Genomic DNA, 18,450 nt, shown 5'->3' with positions numbered 1-18,450 from the left:
CCTAGAAATGCTTTGAGAAATCATTAAAAAACTTGACGTTGTTGAACTCTTGGTGATCAGATGAAGATAACAGTGAAAAGAAAAGCTTTTCTTGAGGAGATACCAGGAGTAGTTGAGAAACTTATCAGTGAATATGGTAGCTCATTAAAAACCATACAAATTGAAGAAGATGAAAAAGGATGTTATACTGTTTGGGCGACCTATGAAAGCTCTACTTTTTGAAGACTCTTACATCTAGAACAATGTGCCATACTCCCGGAGCGTAACGTTTGATTATTCTGCTCTCCAACAGCTCTGCCTCGTAGTTATATTCTCTCGCAGTTTCTTGAAAAGTCTTGAAAGGTTCTTCTGGCATCAGTTTCTCGGGGACTGTGTTGTGGTAGTGAATTATTGCTTCATCCTTGGCTATCTCAAGGGCTTTGGGAATGAATTCATGAGTCTTCACTACATAGCCCATTAGAATTCTATTTGCCATGTTCTCTCCCTTAAACTCGCGGTTGTCAATGTTATATGCTGTCATCCTCTCCTGCACCTTGTTAAGTTCAATGTTTTCTACAAGAAATTTAAATGTGTAGGGGCTCTTTTCGATAGCTATAACCCTTGCTCCACAATGTTTTGCTATGGGTATGCTTAAATGTCCTATTCCGGCAAACATATCAACTACAAGCTCATTTGGTTTTGCAACCCTCGCCATTCTGACCCTTTCCTTGACGTTTGCTGGAGAGAACATCACTTTGGAGGCATCAAATTTGTAGAGGATGCCGTTCTCTTTGTGGATCGTTATTGGATCATTCCCATAAATTATCTCGTAGTTGGTCTCTCTGAATTCACCCCCGATTTTTCCCTTTCTTAAGACAGTTTTCACGCCTAAAATCTCTGCATAAACCTTTGCAATTTCCTCCTTATACGGCAAAAGTTCTTCCCTGAGAGGAAGTATTAGAACATCCCCTAATTGGACCCAGTGTTTGGGGAGAAGGTCAACTAACTCGGGGGGAAGAATATTGCTTAGTATCTCTCTTATGCGTGGTTTTATTAACTGAGTTCTCCTTATCATCGAAGGAAATTTGCTGAAAGGTTTATATTGTTTTCTTTGTCTTAATTAGTGGCATTGCTTAACCTTCTGAATTCAGACATAACTCTGTCATTTCGGCGAAAATCGATAGAAAAAGCTTAAAAACAAGTATTTCTCATAATTATCTGAGAACCTCACTGGAGGTAGAGTTTAACAATGGATGACGAATCGTCGAGTAGTTTTTGGTTGAGCAAAATTTTGAAATCAAAGAAGAGAGAAAGCGTCGTTGAACAAAAAATAACGGATGATGCCTATAGGGATTTAAGGGCTCTTTTAATGAGGGCTAAACCGGATGTAATTGGAGATAGGGTTATTCTTAAGCTCCCCAACGGTACAGTTGAACTAAGTAGGGGTAGACTTAAAGTTGTTGCAAGCAGTAAGGAAGATGCAGAAAAGATTCTTAGAAACCTTCACCACTATTCAATGCCGCCAGGCTTATGGCCTGCTTATGGGTTGAGCTACTCGATAAAGAAAGACTCTCTTTTGAAGACAAGAAGTTGATTTTTCTTTTTCCTAAAACATTTTAAACCTTAAAGTGCTATTTTGATTAGCGGATGATGGGCCTTGCCCAGTCTGAGTTGATGATGACGTCGGTATTAGCTGACGCGTTAAACAAGGCCCTTTAAAATTTAGGGGGAGCTTGAATGGATGAAATGCTGGAGTTTTATGCAAGTGAAGCGATGACATGCCCTAGAAGGATATACTTCCGTCTTAAGGGTTATAAAGAGAAATGGCCCGATTTTGTTAGAGTTAGACTTGAACAGGGAATTAACACCCATAATGTTCTTGGTGATATTCTCAAACGCAGATTTGGCTTTGAGCTTGAGAAACATATTATTCTCAAATCTTCCCGTCTTGGCTTTGAAATACACGGTAGGATAGATGCCTATAAAAACTATCCAATTGAAATTAAAGGGAAGACGTCTCTTCCTAGGATTCCATATGATTATCATCTGGCCCAGTTAAACATTTACCTGCGTTGGGCGGAAAGTGAATATGGTTATTTGTATTATGTCAAACTTCAGGAGAGGCCAAAGAAAGTTTTGGATGGCATAGACTTCTCTAAATTTCCCGTAGTAAAAGGGAAAAACTTCAAGGCCTTTGAGATTCCATATGATGAGAAGCTTTTTAGAGAGACTGTTAAGCAATTCTATGTAATAAAGAAACACTATGAAAGGGGAATACCTCCGAAAGGATGGAATGACTACACCTGTAGGTTTTGTCCCTATTATTACATATGTTCTGGAAATGGGTCTAAGGTTTAGCTTTCCATTTGAGGTCTTCCTCTATCACAGGTTCTATGAGATCCTTATTGTACAAGTCGGCTATTATTGCCCTTATAGGAACTTGGTTTAGAGCTAGTGCCTGAGGAGTTATTTTGGCATCAAAACTTTTTGCTAAGAAGTAACTGAGTTCGCTAACACTTCTTGGTGTTTTTAGAAGTTCAAGTATCTTTGATTCTCCAGCTTCAACACGTTTGAGATTGAATTCCAGCAAATTAAGGGCTTCCTCTCCCTTCACGCTCTTGCCATGGGAAGGTATGAGAAGGACACCTTCTTCTGCATAATTCACCAATCTTTTTATAGATTCTTTGAAGAGGTTTGGCTCTATTAAATATGGAAGGCCCACACCCTCTATAACTCTTTCACCAAAGAAGCTGTCTCCAGCATAGAGCACAGCATTTTCTTCATCTAGAAAACCAGTCATTCCCGGAGAGTGACCAGGTAATTCAAGGGCCCTAAGTCCAAAAAGCTCATCACTCCAGTCAAAAATAGCATGGACTCTAACTTCACTAGGGAACTGGTATACTAAAAACCCCTTAGGAGCCTTTGATCCAAAAGTTAGTAGTTCTCTATTAAGTGGGGTTTCGGCTATTGAGAATTCGTATCGATGGATGAAGAGGGGTTTATCTAGTTTGGGAACAATGGCCACATGATCTGCGTGGGCGTGAGTGGCAATAATATAGTTAATTTCTACCCCAATCTTTCTAAGCTCCCTTCTAAGTTCTTTAGGTCTCTTACTTCCGTTTCCAGGATCAATTATTACGGTTTTTTCTCCGGTTTTTATCATGGTAGATGGACTTCCAGGATATAAATATAAGTTCTTACCTAACTTTTCGAGAGCCACATTAACCACCAAAAAGAAATAGGCTTTTTTGTTAATAAGTTTTCAGTTCTTCGATTTCTTCAATCAGCGTTTTAAAATATTCATAAAACTCGCTTTGTTTAAGGTAGTCTACGGCGTTCCAAAATTCTTCTAATCCTTTAAATCCGGCCTTTTCGTATTCCCAAGCTTGGAGAACCATCTCCAGTTTGTCTGCAAACTTCACCAACTTCCCTTCAATACTTCTTTCTTCTTCGTAATCTTGAAAAAGCTCAAAATATTCTACCTTCTCAGCTCCCAAGATATCTATCATTGACTTCTTCTCTGCTTTTTTCTTATCAATGTATATTTGGGCATCGAGGGGGAGATCGGTTATCCTTGCTTCTGCGAGATCGTGAAGAATTGCTATCTTAAGGGCTCTTTCCACATTAATGTTTATTCCTTTCTTTCTAAGCTCATCTGCTAAGAATAAGGTTATCAATGTCACACAAAAAGCATGGTCGGCGACACTTTCTGGTTTAGGAATCCCTCTAAGCAACCAACCCATTCGAGGGAGTTTTTTAAGTTTTCCTCCCTCTAGAAAGATTTTTAACATTCTTATTCCTCCGTTACGTATAAGGATCTATTTGTCTCAATGGCCTTTGCGATGATCCCATCCCCAATGAATCTTCCATATACTTTGACAATGTCACCTTGGCCGATATGGGGGATTCCAGAAAATTCGATCTTAAGTCCATTTATATGAAAAGTCGTTCTGTAACTTGGTAGTTCCATGGGGAGGAACTCTACAGTAACTTTGTCTTCTACAATACCTTCTATCATAACATTCCTCCCTCGAAATTCTCCTCTTTTTAATTCATCAATGCTAAGGTTATAATAATAGTTGTGACCGAACTTGACCCGTTTAGGCATCTCCCCATCACCCTTTAATATAATAATTGTGAAGATAATTTGGTGGTGAGATATGATAAAGGTTGCGATTATAGGTGCTGAGAATGTTGGGAAGTCTACCTTAATGAATGCTCTCTTGGGAAAGAAAGTATCCGAAACCCAACCCATTCCAGGTACCACAAAAGGAATTATAAAAAGGGCCTTTGGAACTGTGAAGATACCTAAAACAATGAAGAATCCCTTTGGAGGAGCAGATGAGTTAGTTTTAATTGACACTGCAGGCCTCTATGATCCCCAATATGAACTTAGAGGAAAGGTTTTGAGTGAGGAGAAGTTCAAAGAGCTTTTGAATGAAATTGCTTCAGCAGATGTGATTATCAATATGATAGATGCCCAGTATGGCCTTCACAGAGGAATGGAAAAACTTCATCATATCCTTAAATTCAGATACGAAAAACCGATAATAGTAGTTGTCAACAAGATAGATCTCATACCGAAAGAAAAAGTTGAAGAACTTAGGGAGATCATCAAGAAGAGGCTTGAACAGGAACCGATAATGCTGTCACTGGTTACCTATGAAGGATTTAACGAACTTTTAGAAAAGCTGGTATATTACGCTCAGTACGCCAAGAAGTCTTAACCAATTTTAGAATTCCTTCAAAACTCAGCATTTCATCCAGAATAGCATAATCATTTGCAAGTTCTTCTGCAAGTTCTTTGGGAAAGCCATTTTTGACTAGTGCTTTTTTGAACTTTCTTTTTCCTCTCTTGATAGCTCTTTTCATTCCTGCAAATTGCCATAACATTTTGGGCAGAATCCACATTAATCGCAGAAAAGATAGAAAGAGGGAAAGAACCATCAGAGCTCCTCCTCAAATTCTTCCTCCTCAATCTCTATCTCTCTTTTCTTTTTCTTTCCAAGGTTTTGGAGCTCTTTAAACCCTTCAAGTTTGCCCATTTTATCTTTCATAAAAGCTCCCACAAGGGTCTTTATGATGTTCATGCTTTCCATGTACTCCTTTGTAAGTTCAAAAGCTTTATCTGGGTCCATTCCAGCTCCAACGAGCTCTTTATAAAAGCTTGCTACATTTTTTCCGAACTTTTCGGCTTTTTCTGGATCGTATACATCGTTTAGGAGTTCTTTTATGGGGCCGAAAATTGAGTCCATTATCTTTGGTAAGTGCTCTGAGACTGTACTGAGGACTTCTCCAAGTTCTTCTACGTCCTCTTTGCTTTCTTTTTTCTTTGAGGTAGCATAAAGCATGTCTTCGAGCATTTCTATCTTTTTCTCGATGAGCTCTATCTCCTCTTCACTCTTTGCTTCTCTGAGTTCTTTTGTGAGCTCTTTAATTGTTTCTTCGATAAATTTTTTTGCTCCAGCTTCGCTTTCTATAGCTTTTTCAATTTTTTTCTTCATCTCTTCACCAAATTTTTCATCAAATTCCATTTCAATCACCTCGATAATTATTTTGTTTGGTCAAACTTAATTGGGATTCCGATCAAATCAAACCACTTATTGAGCACTTCTTTTTTTAGTGCATATCCTTTTCCCTTTTCCCCATCGACTTCTTCAACAACATTAAGGGAGCTTAAGTACTGAATCTTTTCTCTAACAGTATTTCGTGAAGCCTTACCCCTTCTTTTTTTCAATTCTTGAGTTATTTGACTTATATTAGCACTTTTTAGATCAAAGAGAATCCGCACAATCTCTCTTGCTATAGGATCATGTCTTATCTGGGGGACAACAACGTCTATTCCCAGACCGCCGTATTGGGCATATATGTTCATTAGCTTCAGATAATTCTCTGCTAACCTTGAGACTAACTCAAAACTGGTCATAAGCTCATTAAGGGTCTTTCTTAAAATTTTAACTTCCTCTGAAAGTTTTTCGACATCTTGCTCTTCTGGCATCTTTATCCCATCTTATATATGCCTGGTCAATTCATATAGGCTTTCCGATTAGAATTGATCAGTTCACATCTTAGAAAGCTTTACACCTTATTTGTACAAATTAGTTTCCAATTAATATTGGTAATGCTTCTTAGGTATTTAAATATTTCCTTGTAGAGGGATTTTTGAAATAAGAAAAAATTGAAAAAGAGCAAAATGCCGTTTCTGGCTTTTAGTGTCAGTATTTCACATAATTTTTCTCTGGAGGTTTGTTGCGTCGTATCTCGCGTACTCTCTCTGAGCTTCAGGCTTTCTCTCATTCTTCCAAAACCTTCTCAAACTCTCAAACTCAAACATCATACATCACCAATAATTAATAGAACGCTCAAACTACAAGGAAATGGTGGTTAAAATTGATCAGAAGAGATGAGGAAATGGGTTGGTTTTACAATTCCATTTCATAGTCTTCTAATTCCCTGTTAAGGGCTTTAGTGATTACAATCTTTCTTCTTACGCCTTTTTTGAATTCTATAATAGTGGTGGCCAAGTCTTCTAGTAATGCGAAGGCTCCTGGGCTAGCTATATTTAAAATATCCCTGTTCACAATGTAAAATGCGATTCTGGGCGTGTCTCCCAAAAAGCTTGTAAGCACATTGACAAATGGTATTTTTTCATTTCTTTTAATGAACCATCTCTCTATTCCAAAGAGAAGTACAACAGTAAACTTTTCACTTAACATCTTATCAAAAATCTGGCGGTATTCACTGACTAACGCAGGTAATTCCCTGTCTCCTCTTAAGAATCCAATCATATTTACTTCAGGTATTTTACGAAATCCAATCTCGATAAATTTTGCTTTTTTCAGCTCACAATGAGAGCCTCTGAAATTTGCTCGTTTTAGGTATAACTCTACGGTATTAAATAAATCAGTTACTAGTAATTGGTATTTCTTGGCATCAGCCCACCTTGCTATTTCAGCAACGAATAGTGTTGGATCATCCCTGGATGAATACTCTACTAACACAATCTCTCCTGGTTTCAACTTATCAAAAAATTCTAACATTATATCACCAGTAACTATATACATTAAAAATTATTTAAGGAACTATATACATTAAAAATTATTTAAGGTTTTTTTCTGTACAAGTCGTTTTGCTTAAATGAGGATTTTAAAAAACGTCAACATTCGCAAAGCTTTATGAAAACTCTCCTTCTTCTCGGCCCATCGAGTTCTACAAAGATAACGCTCTGCCAAGTTCCAAGTAGAAGCGTTCCATCTTTTATTGGGATTGCAAGGCTTGGATTTAGGAGGATGCTCCTCAAATGGGAATGTGCATTTCTGTCAATTCTGTCGTGCTTGTAGCCTTTTCCTTTGGGGACAAGAGTTTGAAGGAATCCCTTAACGTCTTCAAGAAGTCCATTTTCGTTTTCGTTAATGAAAAGGGCTGTGGTTGTATGTTGCGTAAAAATTACAGCTAATCCTTCCTTTATCTTACTCTCCCTTATCTTTTGCTCTATTAGGTGGGCGATGTCAATCACTTCAAACTCCCTTCTCGTCGAGATTTCAACCTCAAAGAGCATGGATTACGCCTCCAAAATACTAATTGAAAGTCCAAGAGCTATGTTCTTACATATTATCTCTTTCAAATCTAAAAAGTGCTAGAGAATATTTAAGGCTTTTCTCCAAACCTTTTTAAATCCCCTCCTGAACTTCAAACCATGTATGCGATCATCTATGGAAAGAACCCAAGGCTGAGTGAGGCGGAATTCTGGGCTTTCGTGAGAAGATTCGGGTTAAAGGTTAAAGTTGTTGAAGGTTCCACGTATTGGATAGTTTTTGAGGGTGATAAAAGCATAGAAAGGCTTTTTCACAGGCTTGGTGGTTCTTTAAAGTTGGTGAGAATCCTTGGTGAGGGAGAAGAAGCGATAAAAGAACTAGATTATGCAAAGCTTTTTACCGTGAGCATTTATGGAAGAGATGACTGGAAACTCTGGAGGAAACTAGGGAGTGAGATAAAGAAAACTTTTAAATCCCATGGCCCAGCAAAGTTTTTCAAACCCGCTAAAGTATATGCAATGCCCTCTGAACTTATCCTAAAGGGCTTTCCTGAAGTAAAGGATTTTGTCGTTTTCTTTGGTAAGAGTGTTTATGTGGGTGAAACCATAACTCTTACAGATCCATTTGAGCTTAAGAAGCTTGATGTGGAAAGGCCCGTGCAGAGGGCAATTCTTTCAATACCTCCACGTTTGGCTAGAATAATGATAAATCTAACCGAAATCAGGCAAGGCAACTTTCTTGATCCCTTCTGTGGAATAGGTACTATAGTCCAGGAATTTGTGCTTCAAGGGCTTAATGCTTATGGGAGTGATTCCAATCCCAGAGCAATTCATGGGGCCAAAGAGAACTTGAAATGGTTGAAAAAAGAATTTCGAACTAAAGGGAGTGCGCATCTCGAAATTTGTGATGTAAGAAAACTCAAACGCTGCTTTAGAGTCAAATTTGATGCAATAGTTACCGAGCCTTATATGGGTAAGCCCTTAAAGTATCACCCCACTACGGGAGAAGCAATAAAACTTGCAAATGAACTTGACAGGTTTTACTTTAGTGTCTTTGATAGTTTTGGCGATGTTCTAAAGAGACATGGAAGGGTTGTGTTTGTCTTTCCAGCTTACAGGCTCAATGATGGTAGGATTTATAGAAAAGAAAGAAAATGGCTCGAAAAGTTGGGTTTTGAGGTTATGGCGAGATATACAGACTTTGAAGAAAGACATCGAATAGTTAGGGATATTCATGTGCTGGGGTACAGGTAAACAAATTTCTATTTTTGTAGCTGAAAGCACATAAAAATGCATGTTCGTACGTTTGTTAGCTCTCAATCTTTATAATCTCTCAGAAAAGTTTCTCTTAAGGTAGAATGCTTACATCTAAGTATGTAAAGTTCATCCGGTAAAATATGGGGTGGTTAAAATGTTTGAAACTACGTTAAAATGCACAAAATGTGGTATAGAATATTCCTTGGCAAGCGGGGTTTATAAATGTAGAGAATGTGGAGCTCCACTTGATGTTCAATATGATTACGAAGGAATAAGGGAGCTTGTAGAAGATAACGATGCATGGTTTAGGGAGGCTCCGAGATTATGGAAATATTGGATGTTTTATCCAATTTCAAATCTAAGAAAGATTGTGAGCTTAAATGAAGGGGGTACAAGGCTTTATAGAATGAAAAATCTGGAGAAAAAACTTGGCTTTGGGAAGCTTTACATCAAAAATGAAGGGGAGAATCCAACGGGAGCATTCAAGGATAGGGGCTCAAGTGTGGAAATAACAAAGGCTCTGGAATTTCATGCAAGAAAAGTTGTCGTGGCTTCAACTGGAAACATGGCCGCTAGTATCTCCGCTTATGGTTCTAAAGCAGGACTTGAAGTGACAATAGTAGTTCCAGAAGGAACTCCAATAGGTAAACTAGTTCAGGCTGTGGTTTATGGGGCAAAGATAAAGATCCATGGAACTACCTATGATGAGGCTCTGGCAGAGAGTGAAAGGATGGCAAAGGAGGAAGATTATTACTTAACGGGCAACTATCACTATAGGGTTGAAGGCCAAAAGAGCACAGGATTTGAGATCTTTGATCAGCTCCGTTTTGATTCCCCTGATTGGATTGTTGTTCCTATTGGGGCGGGAACTCATTTGAGGGCTATCTGGAAGGCTGCAAAGGAGTTCTACAAAGTGGGTCTTATTGAAAGGTTGCCAAAGATTGCAGGAGTTCAAGTAGAGGGTTATGATGCCATAGTAAAGGCCTGGAAAGAAGGAATGCCTATTAAGCCAAGAAAGGAAAAGAAGCCTACAGTGGCATCAGCAATAGCCGTTAAAGCACCTGTAGATGGGGAAAATGTTTTAAGAGCTATAGAGGAGAGTAAAGGACACTTGGGTGTTGTAACAAATGAAGAAGCTATGAATGCTGGTTTATTGCTCGGAAAGGAAGGTCTTTTTGTTGAACCATCATCTTCAACTGCCCTTGCCTTAGCAAGGCAGATGCGGGAAGAAGGAATAATCGATAAAGACGAAAGAATCGTTGTGATAGCCACGGGACATGGTCTTAAGGATACTAAAACATGGGAGAGTTTTATTAAATTTTAACTTTTTTTCTTTTCGATGGTTATAATGTACGAAGAAAAGAGATTCAGTAAGTTCACACTTTTGATGGTCCTTCTAAGGTTCATATGAGTTTCAACTAGACGTCAGACTACTTATGTTGAGGGGAAGAAGGTTCGAAATTATATTGGTAGTCACACCAAATAACCCAGAGGAAATTGCAATGGTTTTAACTACTCTTGGCATTTCACGAGCAGCTTAGTGCCCCTAATCTCGATTATTTCGACTTTTTCCCCTTTTTTGGCAGTTCCACTCAGACATTCTGCAATCCAGAGCTCGTTTCCAACTTTTACAACTCCTTTTGGATTTAGCTCTTCAACGACTATTGCATCATTTCCAATCAATGCCTCAGGCCCAACTTCTACTCTTTTATCAAAGACCTCCCAGAGGAATTTAACAGCAATAACGTCCTTAAAAATAAGAAATCCTATTACAGCAAGAGCTGGCTTTAAGGGAACCTCTATTCCAGCCCTTGGCAAAATAAAGAACAAAAATATTCCCACGACTATTTCATCGGCAAGTATGCTGAGAATTTTGAGGATGTTTTTAATATAAGTCTTCATTTTACTTTTCACACTCCTAAATTAGGTAATCCGCCATATATAAGCATGAGCAGTCCCACGAATACTGGTTGGTGGATTAAATAAATCTTTAGGGTATTTCTTCCAATGAAGCATATAACATCTATGACTGGGTTGTCTAGATTGTTGAGGTTGAATTTTCTCTGGCCGTGTGGATACAATATCCCGCCAACAGCTGTACCTAGCAAGAAAACCCCGAACCATGGGAATATGGGAAAATAGTCTAAAGTGAAGAACTGGTGAGGAGTTATACCTAATGGTAAGAGAAACAAGCTCTCAGCGTGAATTTCTCTTACTATCTCATGGCCCAAAAGGAATAGAGGTGCTATAAAAATGTTTTTCCATCCTAATTGGTAGAAGGGGATGACGAGCAAACTTGCAACTCCTAAGAAATGTAGAACCCCAAAGTAAATCGTCCCTCTTTTCAGAAGAATATATGTGCTTAGGGTTATCAGCAAACCAAGGCCGAAAAGTTTTGTGAATCTTTGAAGATATTTTCTTATATTCTTTTTACCCCTTGCATGGCTTATCCAAAGTGAGAGTCCGGAGATTGAAACAAAGAGGGAGGCGGTTGCATAGGCAAAAATCCTCCAGAAAAGTTTATGCTCAGAATAGTCCAGGAAAAATTGCAAATCAGTAACAAAATTTGAAATTAACATCATAATTAATGCTATCCCTCTAGCAAAGTCAATTTCCCAAAATCGCTTTGAGTATATCTCACTGTCGAACATCAAGGAATATAAACTTCAAGCTAATATTTAAGTTTGGTGTTTACATGATTTCCGATCCTTTAAAAGCTGCTGAGGTGTTTAAATGAGAATTATCAAAACTACAGCAAAGACCATCTACACAAAAAGCGGAATCCCTGGGGTAGATTACGCCCTAAACCAATATGTTGGCTGTCAATTTGCGTGCAAATACTGCTATGCTAAGTTTATATGCAAATGGAAGCCCTACGGTGACTGGGGCACATGGGTGGAAGTAAAGACTAACGCTCCTGAGCTGGCAAGAAAGAGAGTTCATGGAGAGGTCTTCATGTCGAGCCTCTCTGATCCCTATCAACCAATTGAGAGAGAGCTCAAACTAACGAGAAAAACCCTCCAGATGATGGATAAGAGAAATAAATTGAGTATTTTGACTAAATCTCCGCTCGTGGTGAGAGATATTGATCTTTTCAAACTCTTTGATGATATTGAGGTAGGCCTAACAATAAACAGTTTTGAAGGGAAGGAAAAACAGATCATAGAACCATTTACACCCTCCCAAAAGTTAAGGATAGAAGCATTAAAAACCCTGAAAGATGAAGGAATTAAAAACTATGGGTTTATAAGCCCTATAATTCCTGGAATTACTGATATTGAGGCCATAATTAAAGAAACAAAGGGGATTGTAGATTATCACTCCTTTGAGGTTCTCAATCTAAAGGGTGCTGGAAGAAAGTTCGTGGAAATTTTAAAAGAAAACTTCCCAGAAAGTTATGAGATCATGATAAATGAGGATAAATTCTGGGAATTTGTTAAGGAGTTGATAGCACTTATAAAACACTTAGATATTAAAGCTGAAGGGATAGAAGTTCACAGAGAGGGCTGGGAAGTTATAGAGGTGAAATGAATGAAGATAGCCACAGTAAACGGCCTTTGTCTCGAAATTCCGGATGTGAGGTATTCTTTTTTTGACACTCCGTATATTCCCCACAAGCTCGCTACCGCTGTAGATGTCTACTTTGACGAAAAAGCTCTATTTCCATTTGAGGAGGGAAAATTGGTTGAGGTAAGGAAGATAAAGACTCCTCGATACATTCCAGTCATCGAAGACTACCTTTTAATTTTTGAAGTTGAGGATTTTTGTTTGAAGGTCCTTCATGTAGAGCCGAAAATTAAAATCGGTGAAAAAGTCTTTCTTGGTGATGAAATCGGAAGTTTAATCTATTCTGGATTTTTCTCTCCTTGGAGCGATAAGCATGCACACTTTGAAGTAAGGCCCTGTAATGACAGATATAGAGCTAGAGGTGGGATTACACTTTTCCCAGAAGTTAGAGGTCTTGTTCCCATTGCTAAAGGAGAGACATTTGAAGTTATCGAGAAGGAAGAGCGCTACATTTGGTTAAAATCACTTCGAAAAAGTGGTAAGGGAATGACACCCTTTGGCAACATTGAAGGAGGATTGCCCCACTATCGCTATGGTGCGATATTCAACGAAGGAAAAGCCAGACTCTTTGGGAAAATCGTGGAAGCTAGTGAAGTTCTACCCAATGGAGTTGGCATCTTCAAGGCAGATTTTGAGGTTTTTGTCAATGGAATTAAGGTTAAAGGGGTTGGAGTCTTCTGCAATGAAGAGAAGGTCAAGCTGATTAGTGAGGACTTTGAGATTGGGGATACTGTGGAGTTGCGGATTGTTTAACTTTGATTGATATCTGTAAGGATATCCATAAACTATATAATATTTTAATCAATATATCTTATGATTTTGTTTTTTATTTGATTTGGTGTATATAGAGGTGTCTGACATGGAAAAAGTAGAAGAAATCCCGAAGGAAACCCTGCTTGAGATATACAAAGTCATGCATAAGATTAGAACCTATGAAGAAACACTAGCAAAGTGGTATTACGAAGGAAAGACTCCTAGATTCGATATATCTGCAGGCCCAATCCCAGGAGAACTTCACCTATCCTCTGGTCAGGAATCAGCAGCAGTTGGTGTTTGCCTGCATTTGAAACCTGAAGATGCTGTAGTAGGAACCCATAGGGCCCATCACTTTGCAATAGCAAAGGGTGTTGATCTAAAGAAAATGACTGCTGAAATTTTTGGAAAAGCTACGGGATTATCAGGAGGAAAAGGTGGCCATATGCACTTATTTGATGCATACCAAAACTTCAGTTGTAGTGGAATTGTTGGTGCAAGCTTTCCACAAGCCGTTGGCGTAGGGATAGCTGCAAAACTAAAGGGAGAAGACTATGTTGCTGTTGCTGTTGGTGGAGATGGCGCTGCTAACCAGGGGACTTTTCATGAGGCCCTTAATTTAGCTGCAATCTGGAAACTACCCGTGATTTTTGTAATAGAAGATAATAGCTGGGCTATATCCGTTCCGAAAGATAAATCTACGGCAGTTTCAAAGAACAGCGAGAGAGCCGCCGCTTATGGAATTCCAGGGGTGAGTGTGGATGGAACTGATGTCATAGCAGTTTATGAAGTGGCCAAAGAAGCCGTTGAGAGAGCAAGAAGGGGAGAAGGGCCAAGCTTAATTGAAATAAAAGTTTACAGGCTTAGAGGACACTTTGAAGGTGATCCTCAGCACTATAGGCCTAAGGAGGATTTTGAGCTGGCTAAACAAAAAGACCCACTTTTGAACTTTGAAAAGCTTCTTCTAGAAAAAGGTATTGCTACAGAAGAGGAACTTAATAAGATCAAAGAAGAGAACGTCAAGGAAGTGCAAGAGGCCATTGACTTTGCAGTAAACAGCCCGTATCCTGAGCCTGAAGAAGCATTAAAGGGCGTTTTTGCAGGGGGTGAATGAAATGGCAAGAAAACTTCCTATGTATAAGGCAATCTCAGAGGCAATAGCTCAGGAAATGGAGAGAGATGAAAATGTATTTGTTATGGGTGAAGACATCGGAGCATATGGAGGAATTTTTGGTGCAACAAGTGGACTTTTAGAGAAGTTTGGACCCGAGAGAGTTAGAGACACTCCAATAAGCGAATCAGCATTTATAGGAGCTGCTTTAGGGGCAGCATCAAAGGGAATGAGGCCAATAGTGGAACTTATGTTTGTTGATTTCTTTGGAGTCGCTATGGATCAGATTTACAACCACATAGCAAAGGCCTACTACATGTCGGGTGGACAGTTAAAGATGCCAATAGTTATAACAACTGCAATAGGTGGAGGATACAGTGACGCTGCTCAACACTCTCAATGCTTATATGGGCTCTTTGCACATGTCCCAGGCCTGAAAATAGTGATTCCCTCGAACTCATATGATGCAAAAGGACTCATGATTTCGGCAATTAGAGATGACAACCCGGTGATGTACTTCTTCCACAAGGGCCTTATGGGACTTGGATGGATGCCTTCTCCACCAGAGGCTACCGTTGAAGTTCCAGAAGAGCCTTATACTGTGCCAATTGGAGAGGCAAAAGTAGTTAGAGAGGGAAGTGATGTGACGATTGTTGGTGTTGCTAAGACTGTACATGAGGGAATATGGGCTGCAGAAGAGCTCGAAAAGGAAGGTATAAGTGCAGAGGTTATTGATTTGAGAAGTCTGGTACCTTTGGACAAGAAAACTCTCTTAGACTCTGTAAAGAAGACCGGTCGCTTGGTAATAGCGGATGAGGACTACAGGAGCTATGGTATGAGTGGAGAGATCATTGCTACAGTTGTTGAGAATGGAATTTCATTAGAGGCACCGCCAGTTAGAGTTGCCTATCCAGATGTTCCCGTTCCTTACAGCAGGGTTTTAGAGAAATATGTCCTTCCTGATAAAGAGAAAATCATCAACGCTGTAAAGAGAGTGATTTGACTTAACATGGAGGAGAGAGAATGGAAATTGAAGTCAAGGTTCCAACAATTAGTCAAGAGGATAAAAAAGGTGTAGTAAACCAGTGGTATAAGAAGGATGGAGATGTCGTAAAAGAAGGCGAAGAAATAGCCGAGGTTATGATAGAAAAAGTTACAGTGATTATAAAAGCTCAAGCAAGTGGCAAGCTCAAGATATTAGTGCCTGAAAATGGTGAAGTGTCTCAGGGAGATGTAATAGCTGTTGTAGAAACAGCCTAGTTTTCGAAACTTTTAATTATTCTTTTTCTTAATTTTTATCATGAGTTTGAGGGTTTTGTTTACTGAGTATCCTGACCCTTATTTGAACATAGCTTTTGAAGAAGCTCTTGCAAGAGTTAGGGGTGTTGATGCTATTAGTGACACACTGAGGATATGGAAAAATAAAAACTCCTTGATTTTGGGGCGATTTGTGAAAGTCGAAGAAGATATTAACCTAGAAAATGCTAATAAGTTTCGATTTCCCATAATAAGACGATTTACTGGAGGAGGGACAGTTTATCATGATGAGGGATGTGTAAATTATTCTCTTATCATTAAAAGGGACGTAAGGTATCCACTAGACTATCTTTATGCTCATCTTCTAAAAGGGACCTTACTTGCTCTAAAGAAACTTGGCCTGAGGCCATATTTAAAAAACACTAATGATATTGTTGTTAATGAAAGAAAAGTTTCTGGCACTGCAGCAGGGTTGAGGTGGGAGGTTCTTTTTTTACATGGTTCCATTTTGGTAGATTCCGACTTGCAAATGCTTTATTCCCTTTTGAAGATTCCAAAGGCCCATAGATTTGATCCGGTTAAATACAGAGTGGCAAATCTTACTAGCTTTATAAAAAATGTTTCCATGGATCACATTGTTGAAGCATTGATATGGGGATATTCGAGGGTTTTCTCAGCCCCTCTGACTTTTGAAGAACCTGCGGAAGAAGAGAGTAAAATAACGGAAATTTTGTACAAGGAGAAGTACTCTAAAGACGAGTGGAACTTTGAGGGTTCAATAAAAAATGAGACCGAAATAAACAAAAAAATAAAGGAAATACTTAGCTAACCATCGAAGAAACCTCTCTCAGCCGCTAGTTTTAAAGTCTTTTTATAGTCTATAACTCTTGGGCCATTTCTTGTTATCTTTGCTGTAATTCTCCCTTTCATTTCGGTTTCTCTTTCTCCATCAAGGGCCAGAAGAGAAGGTGAGGTTTTTAGCTCCACTTCCTCGTTCAGCTCTAGGATTTTTGTTTCTTTGACTTTTATTGCCCGGAATACTCCGGGAGCTATGGGAGCTTTTATCCCTCTTTCTCCTCCAAGCTCTACATATATTCCTAAATCATCCTGTTCGGTTATCTCTTTCAAGATTCCAGGGATTGAGCTCAGACCGATATTATAAGGTGAGGAAACACTTGCTACTATCTCTCTCAAATATTCTGGCTTCCACACGGCTTTGGATCCTTTGAAAGAGTGGAGTGTTGCAGCTGCGTCTATAAGGGCAATGTCCTTAAGTCTACCATCCTCATAAAGTTCAATTCTTTTTGTTTTATAGGTTCCTTCCTCAGGCTTAACCATACCGGTGGCTATTGCCGAGACAGTAGCTCCGGCTATAGTGGCCTCTATCATGTAGGGAAAGACATTGTTAGTGCCTGTAGAGATAGGCATTATGGGAATATCTCCAGAGGCCTTTGCTACAACTCTATTAGTACCGTCCCCTCCAATGACGATTATTACGTTTACTTTGTCTTTCATTAGTTCAGTTGCCTTTAGTGTATCTCTCCAATCTCCAAAGACTTTGATTGGGAGCATCTCAACCTCCATAACTACATGCTCTCCGATTGCATGAAGTGCAGCGGGCACTATTCCAAATGTTTCGGGCATTGCTAGAACTTTTTCTACTCCTAATTCCTGCATTATGAGTAGGAGTCTCTTAACTATGTTGACCTTCTCCATGTTATCAAAGACACTTGCATGAGCGATTAAACGCCTTATATCCCTCCCTGATTCAGGGTTTGCTATTATTCCCACGGTGATTTTTCCCATTATCCTCATCTCCTCACATAGATGGTAATGAATGCTATGGCTATTAATATTTCGTTTGTTTTATCTCCAAACTCTTTAAGAGCTATTCCAGGACCTTTTAATCCTCCTTCAACAACTTTAATAACCTTCTTACACGGCAAAGGAATAGCTTCCTTAACTTTCTCTACGTCAACCTTTTGGGGATAAGGTACTCCTATGATGACTTCTACCTTCATGTCTTTCTCAAATTCAAGCTCAAAAAGCTCAAGAAGTCCAACTGCACAGATCCTTGTTATTGCATCTTTTACGGCTTTTATTGCTGCTTTAGTAGGGTCTTGTCCATGCTGGTCTACACCCATTCCTATCTCGATAACATATCTTCCCCATTCACTCAACTTCAAACACCTTCTCTGGATGTTCTAGGTAGTATTTAACCCTCTCCAAGAACCTTGCAGCCGGAGCCCCATCTATTGCCCTGTGGTCAAAGGTTAGGGAGAGCACCATTACACTGGCAACTTTTGTCTCCCCATTCTTTATGACCGGCTTTTGTGTTATTCTATTCAAACCTAAAATCGCGATTTGGGGAGGATTTATTATTGGGGTGAAGGAATCCACACCGAACATTCCGAGATTTGTAATCGTGAAAGTGCCTCCTACAAAATCCTTTTCTTTAAGTGAACCCTTCTTTGCCCTCTCAACTATATCTGCATAGTCTTTTAAAAGCTCCTTAAGGTTCTTTTTATCAACATTCCTAATTACGGGGGTTATCAAGCCTATTGGGCTGTCTACGGCCACGTTTATATTTACATTATCGTAGATTACTATCTTTTCCTTTTCCATTGTTGCATTGATCTCTATGAACTCTCTAATAGCCTTTGCAATGCACTTCAACATCAGAACTGTGTATGAGGGCTTTTCTCCAAGTTTTTCAGTGAGCTTTTTTCTCATTTGAATGAGGTTGTCAATCTCTGTTTCCATATTGAGGGTTACATGGACAGCTTCCCTGTAGCTCTTTGAAAGCCTATCTGCTATAACTTTTCTAATTCCAAAAACTTTCCTCTCTTCTCTTACTTTTGGGAAGAAATGCTCTCGTATGTATTTTTCAAGGTCTTCAAGTGTAACTTCCCCATTAACTCCTGAGCCTTTTATCTTTGAAAGGTTAATATCATACTGCTCGGCTATCATTCTGATTTCTTCACTTACCATT

At 39.1% G+C, this 18,450-nt stretch carries 26 protein-coding genes; 12 read left to right on the top strand and 14 right to left on the bottom strand.

What is annotated here, in order from left to right:
* The first annotated feature begins 60 nt into the window (after nucleotides 1–60).
* Nucleotides 61–222 carry a hypothetical protein gene (locus TSIB_RS10470; RefSeq protein ID WP_015849933.1) on the top strand — a complete coding sequence of 54 codons (162 nt, stop codon included), beginning with the start codon at nucleotides 61–63 and terminating at the stop codon, nucleotides 220–222.
* Here the strand turns inward: TSIB_RS10470 and TSIB_RS08115 are convergent.
* On the bottom strand, nucleotides 212–1,054 hold the full coding sequence (locus TSIB_RS08115; RefSeq protein WP_015849932.1) for a class I SAM-dependent methyltransferase: 843 nt from the start codon (nucleotides 1,052–1,054) through the stop codon (nucleotides 212–214). The genes TSIB_RS10470 and TSIB_RS08115 overlap by 11 nt on opposite strands.
* Before the next feature lie 174 nt (nucleotides 1,055–1,228).
* Here TSIB_RS08115 and TSIB_RS08110 point away from each other — a divergent pair, with 174 nt between their 5' ends.
* Complete coding sequence (locus TSIB_RS08110) at nucleotides 1,229–1,573, top strand: hypothetical protein (RefSeq protein WP_015849931.1); 345 nt, start codon at nucleotides 1,229–1,231, stop codon at nucleotides 1,571–1,573.
* A gap of 143 nt (nucleotides 1,574–1,716) precedes the next feature.
* Complete coding sequence (gene cas4 / locus TSIB_RS08105; RefSeq protein ID WP_015849930.1) at nucleotides 1,717–2,337, top strand: CRISPR-associated protein Cas4; 621 nt, start codon at nucleotides 1,717–1,719, stop codon at nucleotides 2,335–2,337.
* Here the strand turns inward: cas4 and TSIB_RS08100 are convergent.
* Genes TSIB_RS08100 through TSIB_RS08090 form a run of 3 tightly spaced genes read right to left on the bottom strand, consistent with a single transcriptional unit; the run spans nucleotide 2,327 to nucleotide 4,087 of the window.
* A complete protein-coding gene (locus tag TSIB_RS08100) occupies nucleotides 2,327–3,199 on the bottom strand; it encodes an MBL fold metallo-hydrolase (protein ID WP_048160534.1) in 873 nt (290 codons plus the stop codon). The two genes, cas4 and TSIB_RS08100, sit on opposite strands and share 11 nt — an antisense overlap.
* Nucleotides 3,200–3,230: 31 nt before the next feature.
* Nucleotides 3,231–3,770 carry an HD domain-containing protein gene (locus TSIB_RS08095; protein ID WP_015849928.1) on the bottom strand — a complete coding sequence of 180 codons (540 nt, stop codon included), beginning with the start codon at nucleotides 3,768–3,770 and terminating at the stop codon, nucleotides 3,231–3,233.
* A 2-nt stretch (nucleotides 3,771–3,772) separates the two neighbouring features.
* Entirely contained in the window at nucleotides 3,773–4,087 is a 315-nt protein-coding gene (locus tag TSIB_RS08090) for a hypothetical protein (protein ID WP_048160532.1), read from the bottom strand.
* A 52-nt stretch (nucleotides 4,088–4,139) separates the two neighbouring features.
* Here TSIB_RS08090 and TSIB_RS08085 point away from each other — a divergent pair, with 52 nt between their 5' ends.
* Nucleotides 4,140–4,706 carry an Era-like GTP-binding protein gene (locus TSIB_RS08085; protein ID WP_015849926.1) on the top strand — a complete coding sequence of 189 codons (567 nt, stop codon included), beginning with the start codon at nucleotides 4,140–4,142 and terminating at the stop codon, nucleotides 4,704–4,706.
* Here the strand turns inward: TSIB_RS08085 and TSIB_RS08080 are convergent.
* The 5 genes from TSIB_RS08080 to TSIB_RS08060 all read right to left on the bottom strand — a co-directional run bounded on the left by TSIB_RS08080 (nucleotide 4,651) and on the right by TSIB_RS08060 (nucleotide 7,537).
* Nucleotides 4,651–4,926: a hypothetical protein gene (locus TSIB_RS08080; protein ID WP_048160530.1), complete on the bottom strand. Its 276-nt coding sequence runs from the start codon at nucleotides 4,924–4,926 to the stop codon at nucleotides 4,651–4,653. The genes TSIB_RS08085 and TSIB_RS08080 overlap by 56 nt on opposite strands.
* A complete protein-coding gene (locus TSIB_RS08075) occupies nucleotides 4,926–5,513 on the bottom strand; it encodes a hypothetical protein (protein WP_048160529.1) in 588 nt (195 codons plus the stop codon). The genes TSIB_RS08080 and TSIB_RS08075 overlap by 1 nt, the downstream gene beginning before the upstream one ends.
* A 17-nt stretch (nucleotides 5,514–5,530) precedes the next feature.
* Nucleotides 5,531–5,977: an ArsR family transcriptional regulator gene (locus tag TSIB_RS08070; RefSeq protein WP_015849924.1), complete on the bottom strand. Its 447-nt coding sequence runs from the start codon at nucleotides 5,975–5,977 to the stop codon at nucleotides 5,531–5,533.
* A 424-nt stretch (nucleotides 5,978–6,401) separates the two neighbouring features.
* Nucleotides 6,402–7,019 carry a DUF257 family protein gene (locus TSIB_RS08065; protein WP_148206185.1) on the bottom strand — a complete coding sequence of 206 codons (618 nt, stop codon included), beginning with the start codon at nucleotides 7,017–7,019 and terminating at the stop codon, nucleotides 6,402–6,404.
* A gap of 116 nt (nucleotides 7,020–7,135) precedes the next feature.
* Complete coding sequence (locus TSIB_RS08060) at nucleotides 7,136–7,537, bottom strand: secondary thiamine-phosphate synthase enzyme YjbQ (RefSeq protein WP_015849921.1); 402 nt, start codon at nucleotides 7,535–7,537, stop codon at nucleotides 7,136–7,138.
* Nucleotides 7,538–7,675: 138 nt separating this feature from the next.
* Between TSIB_RS08060 and TSIB_RS08055 the strand changes: the two genes are divergently transcribed.
* Complete coding sequence (locus tag TSIB_RS08055; protein WP_015849920.1) at nucleotides 7,676–8,767, top strand: TRM11 family SAM-dependent methyltransferase; 1,092 nt, start codon at nucleotides 7,676–7,678, stop codon at nucleotides 8,765–8,767.
* 157 nt (nucleotides 8,768–8,924) lie between these two features.
* The gene (gene thrC, locus TSIB_RS08050) at nucleotides 8,925–10,094 is read left to right on the top strand and encodes a threonine synthase (protein WP_048160524.1); all 1,170 of its coding nucleotides are present in this window, start codon (nucleotides 8,925–8,927) and stop codon (nucleotides 10,092–10,094) included.
* 188 nt (nucleotides 10,095–10,282) lie between these two features.
* Here the strand turns inward: thrC and TSIB_RS08045 are convergent, their stop codons facing one another.
* Together TSIB_RS08045 and TSIB_RS08040 are read right to left on the bottom strand one after the other, a co-directional pair.
* The gene (locus TSIB_RS08045) at nucleotides 10,283–10,672 is read right to left on the bottom strand and encodes an NfeD family protein (RefSeq protein WP_015849918.1); all 390 of its coding nucleotides are present in this window, start codon (nucleotides 10,670–10,672) and stop codon (nucleotides 10,283–10,285) included.
* A gap of 8 nt (nucleotides 10,673–10,680) precedes the next feature.
* The gene (locus TSIB_RS08040) at nucleotides 10,681–11,421 is read right to left on the bottom strand and encodes a heparan-alpha-glucosaminide N-acetyltransferase (RefSeq protein ID WP_015849917.1); all 741 of its coding nucleotides are present in this window, start codon (nucleotides 11,419–11,421) and stop codon (nucleotides 10,681–10,683) included.
* 82 nt (nucleotides 11,422–11,503) lie between these two features.
* Here TSIB_RS08040 and TSIB_RS08035 point away from each other — a divergent pair, with 82 nt between their 5' ends.
* The 6 genes from TSIB_RS08035 to TSIB_RS08010 all read left to right on the top strand — a co-directional run bounded on the left by TSIB_RS08035 (nucleotide 11,504) and on the right by TSIB_RS08010 (nucleotide 16,287).
* On the top strand, nucleotides 11,504–12,301 hold the full coding sequence (locus TSIB_RS08035) for an SPL family radical SAM protein (protein WP_015849916.1): 798 nt from the start codon (nucleotides 11,504–11,506) through the stop codon (nucleotides 12,299–12,301).
* Nucleotides 12,302–13,090: a hypothetical protein gene (locus TSIB_RS08030; RefSeq protein ID WP_015849915.1), complete on the top strand. Its 789-nt coding sequence runs from the start codon at nucleotides 12,302–12,304 to the stop codon at nucleotides 13,088–13,090.
* 106 nt (nucleotides 13,091–13,196) lie between these two features.
* The gene (locus TSIB_RS08025) at nucleotides 13,197–14,204 is read left to right on the top strand and encodes a thiamine pyrophosphate-dependent dehydrogenase E1 component subunit alpha (protein WP_015849914.1); all 1,008 of its coding nucleotides are present in this window, start codon (nucleotides 13,197–13,199) and stop codon (nucleotides 14,202–14,204) included.
* A 1-nt stretch (nucleotide 14,205) separates the two neighbouring features.
* Complete coding sequence (locus tag TSIB_RS08020) at nucleotides 14,206–15,204, top strand: alpha-ketoacid dehydrogenase subunit beta (protein ID WP_048160522.1); 999 nt, start codon at nucleotides 14,206–14,208, stop codon at nucleotides 15,202–15,204.
* A gap of 20 nt (nucleotides 15,205–15,224) precedes the next feature.
* Nucleotides 15,225–15,461, top strand: coding sequence for a lipoyl domain-containing protein (locus TSIB_RS08015; RefSeq protein ID WP_015849912.1), 237 nt, complete (start codon nucleotides 15,225–15,227; stop codon nucleotides 15,459–15,461).
* Nucleotides 15,462–15,501: 40 nt separating this feature from the next.
* Nucleotides 15,502–16,287 carry a lipoate--protein ligase family protein gene (locus TSIB_RS08010; RefSeq protein ID WP_015849911.1) on the top strand — a complete coding sequence of 262 codons (786 nt, stop codon included), beginning with the start codon at nucleotides 15,502–15,504 and terminating at the stop codon, nucleotides 16,285–16,287.
* Here TSIB_RS08010 and TSIB_RS08005 read toward each other — a convergent pair.
* From TSIB_RS08005 to TSIB_RS07995, 3 genes are read right to left on the bottom strand one after another with little or no spacing between them, the layout of a single operon-like run.
* Complete coding sequence (locus tag TSIB_RS08005) at nucleotides 16,284–17,273, bottom strand: NAD(+)/NADH kinase (protein WP_015849910.1); 990 nt, start codon at nucleotides 17,271–17,273, stop codon at nucleotides 16,284–16,286. The two genes, TSIB_RS08010 and TSIB_RS08005, sit on opposite strands and share 4 nt — an antisense overlap.
* Nucleotides 17,270–17,638 carry a Lin0512 family protein gene (locus tag TSIB_RS08000; RefSeq protein ID WP_081432791.1) on the bottom strand — a complete coding sequence of 123 codons (369 nt, stop codon included), beginning with the start codon at nucleotides 17,636–17,638 and terminating at the stop codon, nucleotides 17,270–17,272. Before TSIB_RS08000 ends, TSIB_RS08005 begins: the two co-directional genes overlap by 4 nt.
* The gene (locus TSIB_RS07995; RefSeq protein ID WP_015849908.1) at nucleotides 17,631–18,449 is read right to left on the bottom strand and encodes a dihydrolipoamide acetyltransferase family protein; all 819 of its coding nucleotides are present in this window, start codon (nucleotides 18,447–18,449) and stop codon (nucleotides 17,631–17,633) included. The genes TSIB_RS08000 and TSIB_RS07995 overlap by 8 nt, the downstream gene beginning before the upstream one ends.
* Between the last annotated feature and the right edge of the window lies 1 nt (nucleotide 18,450).

Source organism: Thermococcus sibiricus MM 739, assembly GCF_000022545.1.
GTDB lineage: Archaea > Methanobacteriota_B > Thermococci > Thermococcales > Thermococcaceae > Thermococcus_A > Thermococcus_A sibiricus.
Note: the sequence above shows the minus strand (reverse complement) of the source record. Positions and strands in the feature narration are given on the sequence as shown.

Bases quoted from the DNA above. Each gene is read 5' to 3' on its own strand.
- TSIB_RS10470 (WP_015849933.1), top strand. From the start codon at position 61: ATGAAGATAACAGTGAAAAGAAAAGCTTTTCTTGAGGAGATACCAGGA.
- TSIB_RS08115 (WP_015849932.1), bottom strand. From the start codon at position 1,054: ATGATAAGGAGAACTCAGTTAATAAAACCACGCATAAGAGAGATACTA.
- TSIB_RS08110 (WP_015849931.1), top strand. From the start codon at position 1,229: ATGGATGACGAATCGTCGAGTAGTTTTTGGTTGAGCAAAATTTTGAAA.
- cas4 (WP_015849930.1), top strand. From the start codon at position 1,717: ATGGATGAAATGCTGGAGTTTTATGCAAGTGAAGCGATGACATGCCCT.
- TSIB_RS08095 (WP_015849928.1), bottom strand. From the start codon at position 3,770: ATGTTAAAAATCTTTCTAGAGGGAGGAAAACTTAAAAAACTCCCTCGA.
- TSIB_RS08090 (WP_048160532.1), bottom strand. From the start codon at position 4,087: ATGCCTAAACGGGTCAAGTTCGGTCACAACTATTATTATAACCTTAGC.
- TSIB_RS08085 (WP_015849926.1), top strand. From the start codon at position 4,140: ATGATAAAGGTTGCGATTATAGGTGCTGAGAATGTTGGGAAGTCTACC.
- TSIB_RS08080 (WP_048160530.1), bottom strand. From the start codon at position 4,926: ATGGTTCTTTCCCTCTTTCTATCTTTTCTGCGATTAATGTGGATTCTG.
- TSIB_RS08075 (WP_048160529.1), bottom strand. From the start codon at position 5,513: ATGGAATTTGATGAAAAATTTGGTGAAGAGATGAAGAAAAAAATTGAA.
- TSIB_RS08070 (WP_015849924.1), bottom strand. From the start codon at position 5,977: ATGCCAGAAGAGCAAGATGTCGAAAAACTTTCAGAGGAAGTTAAAATT.
- TSIB_RS08065 (WP_148206185.1), bottom strand. From the start codon at position 7,019: ATGTTAGAATTTTTTGATAAGTTGAAACCAGGAGAGATTGTGTTAGTA.
- TSIB_RS08060 (WP_015849921.1), bottom strand. From the start codon at position 7,537: ATGCTCTTTGAGGTTGAAATCTCGACGAGAAGGGAGTTTGAAGTGATT.
- TSIB_RS08055 (WP_015849920.1), top strand. From the start codon at position 7,676: ATGTATGCGATCATCTATGGAAAGAACCCAAGGCTGAGTGAGGCGGAA.
- thrC (WP_048160524.1), top strand. From the start codon at position 8,925: ATGTTTGAAACTACGTTAAAATGCACAAAATGTGGTATAGAATATTCC.
- TSIB_RS08045 (WP_015849918.1), bottom strand. From the start codon at position 10,672: ATGAAGACTTATATTAAAAACATCCTCAAAATTCTCAGCATACTTGCC.
- TSIB_RS08040 (WP_015849917.1), bottom strand. From the start codon at position 11,421: ATGTTCGACAGTGAGATATACTCAAAGCGATTTTGGGAAATTGACTTT.
- TSIB_RS08035 (WP_015849916.1), top strand. From the start codon at position 11,504: ATGAGAATTATCAAAACTACAGCAAAGACCATCTACACAAAAAGCGGA.
- TSIB_RS08030 (WP_015849915.1), top strand. From the start codon at position 12,302: ATGAAGATAGCCACAGTAAACGGCCTTTGTCTCGAAATTCCGGATGTG.
- TSIB_RS08025 (WP_015849914.1), top strand. From the start codon at position 13,197: ATGGAAAAAGTAGAAGAAATCCCGAAGGAAACCCTGCTTGAGATATAC.
- TSIB_RS08020 (WP_048160522.1), top strand. From the start codon at position 14,206: ATGGCAAGAAAACTTCCTATGTATAAGGCAATCTCAGAGGCAATAGCT.
- TSIB_RS08015 (WP_015849912.1), top strand. From the start codon at position 15,225: ATGGAAATTGAAGTCAAGGTTCCAACAATTAGTCAAGAGGATAAAAAA.
- TSIB_RS08010 (WP_015849911.1), top strand. From the start codon at position 15,502: ATGAGTTTGAGGGTTTTGTTTACTGAGTATCCTGACCCTTATTTGAAC.
- TSIB_RS08005 (WP_015849910.1), bottom strand. From the start codon at position 17,273: ATGAGGATAATGGGAAAAATCACCGTGGGAATAATAGCAAACCCTGAA.
- TSIB_RS07995 (WP_015849908.1), bottom strand. From the start codon at position 18,449: ATGGTAAGTGAAGAAATCAGAATGATAGCCGAGCAGTATGATATTAAC.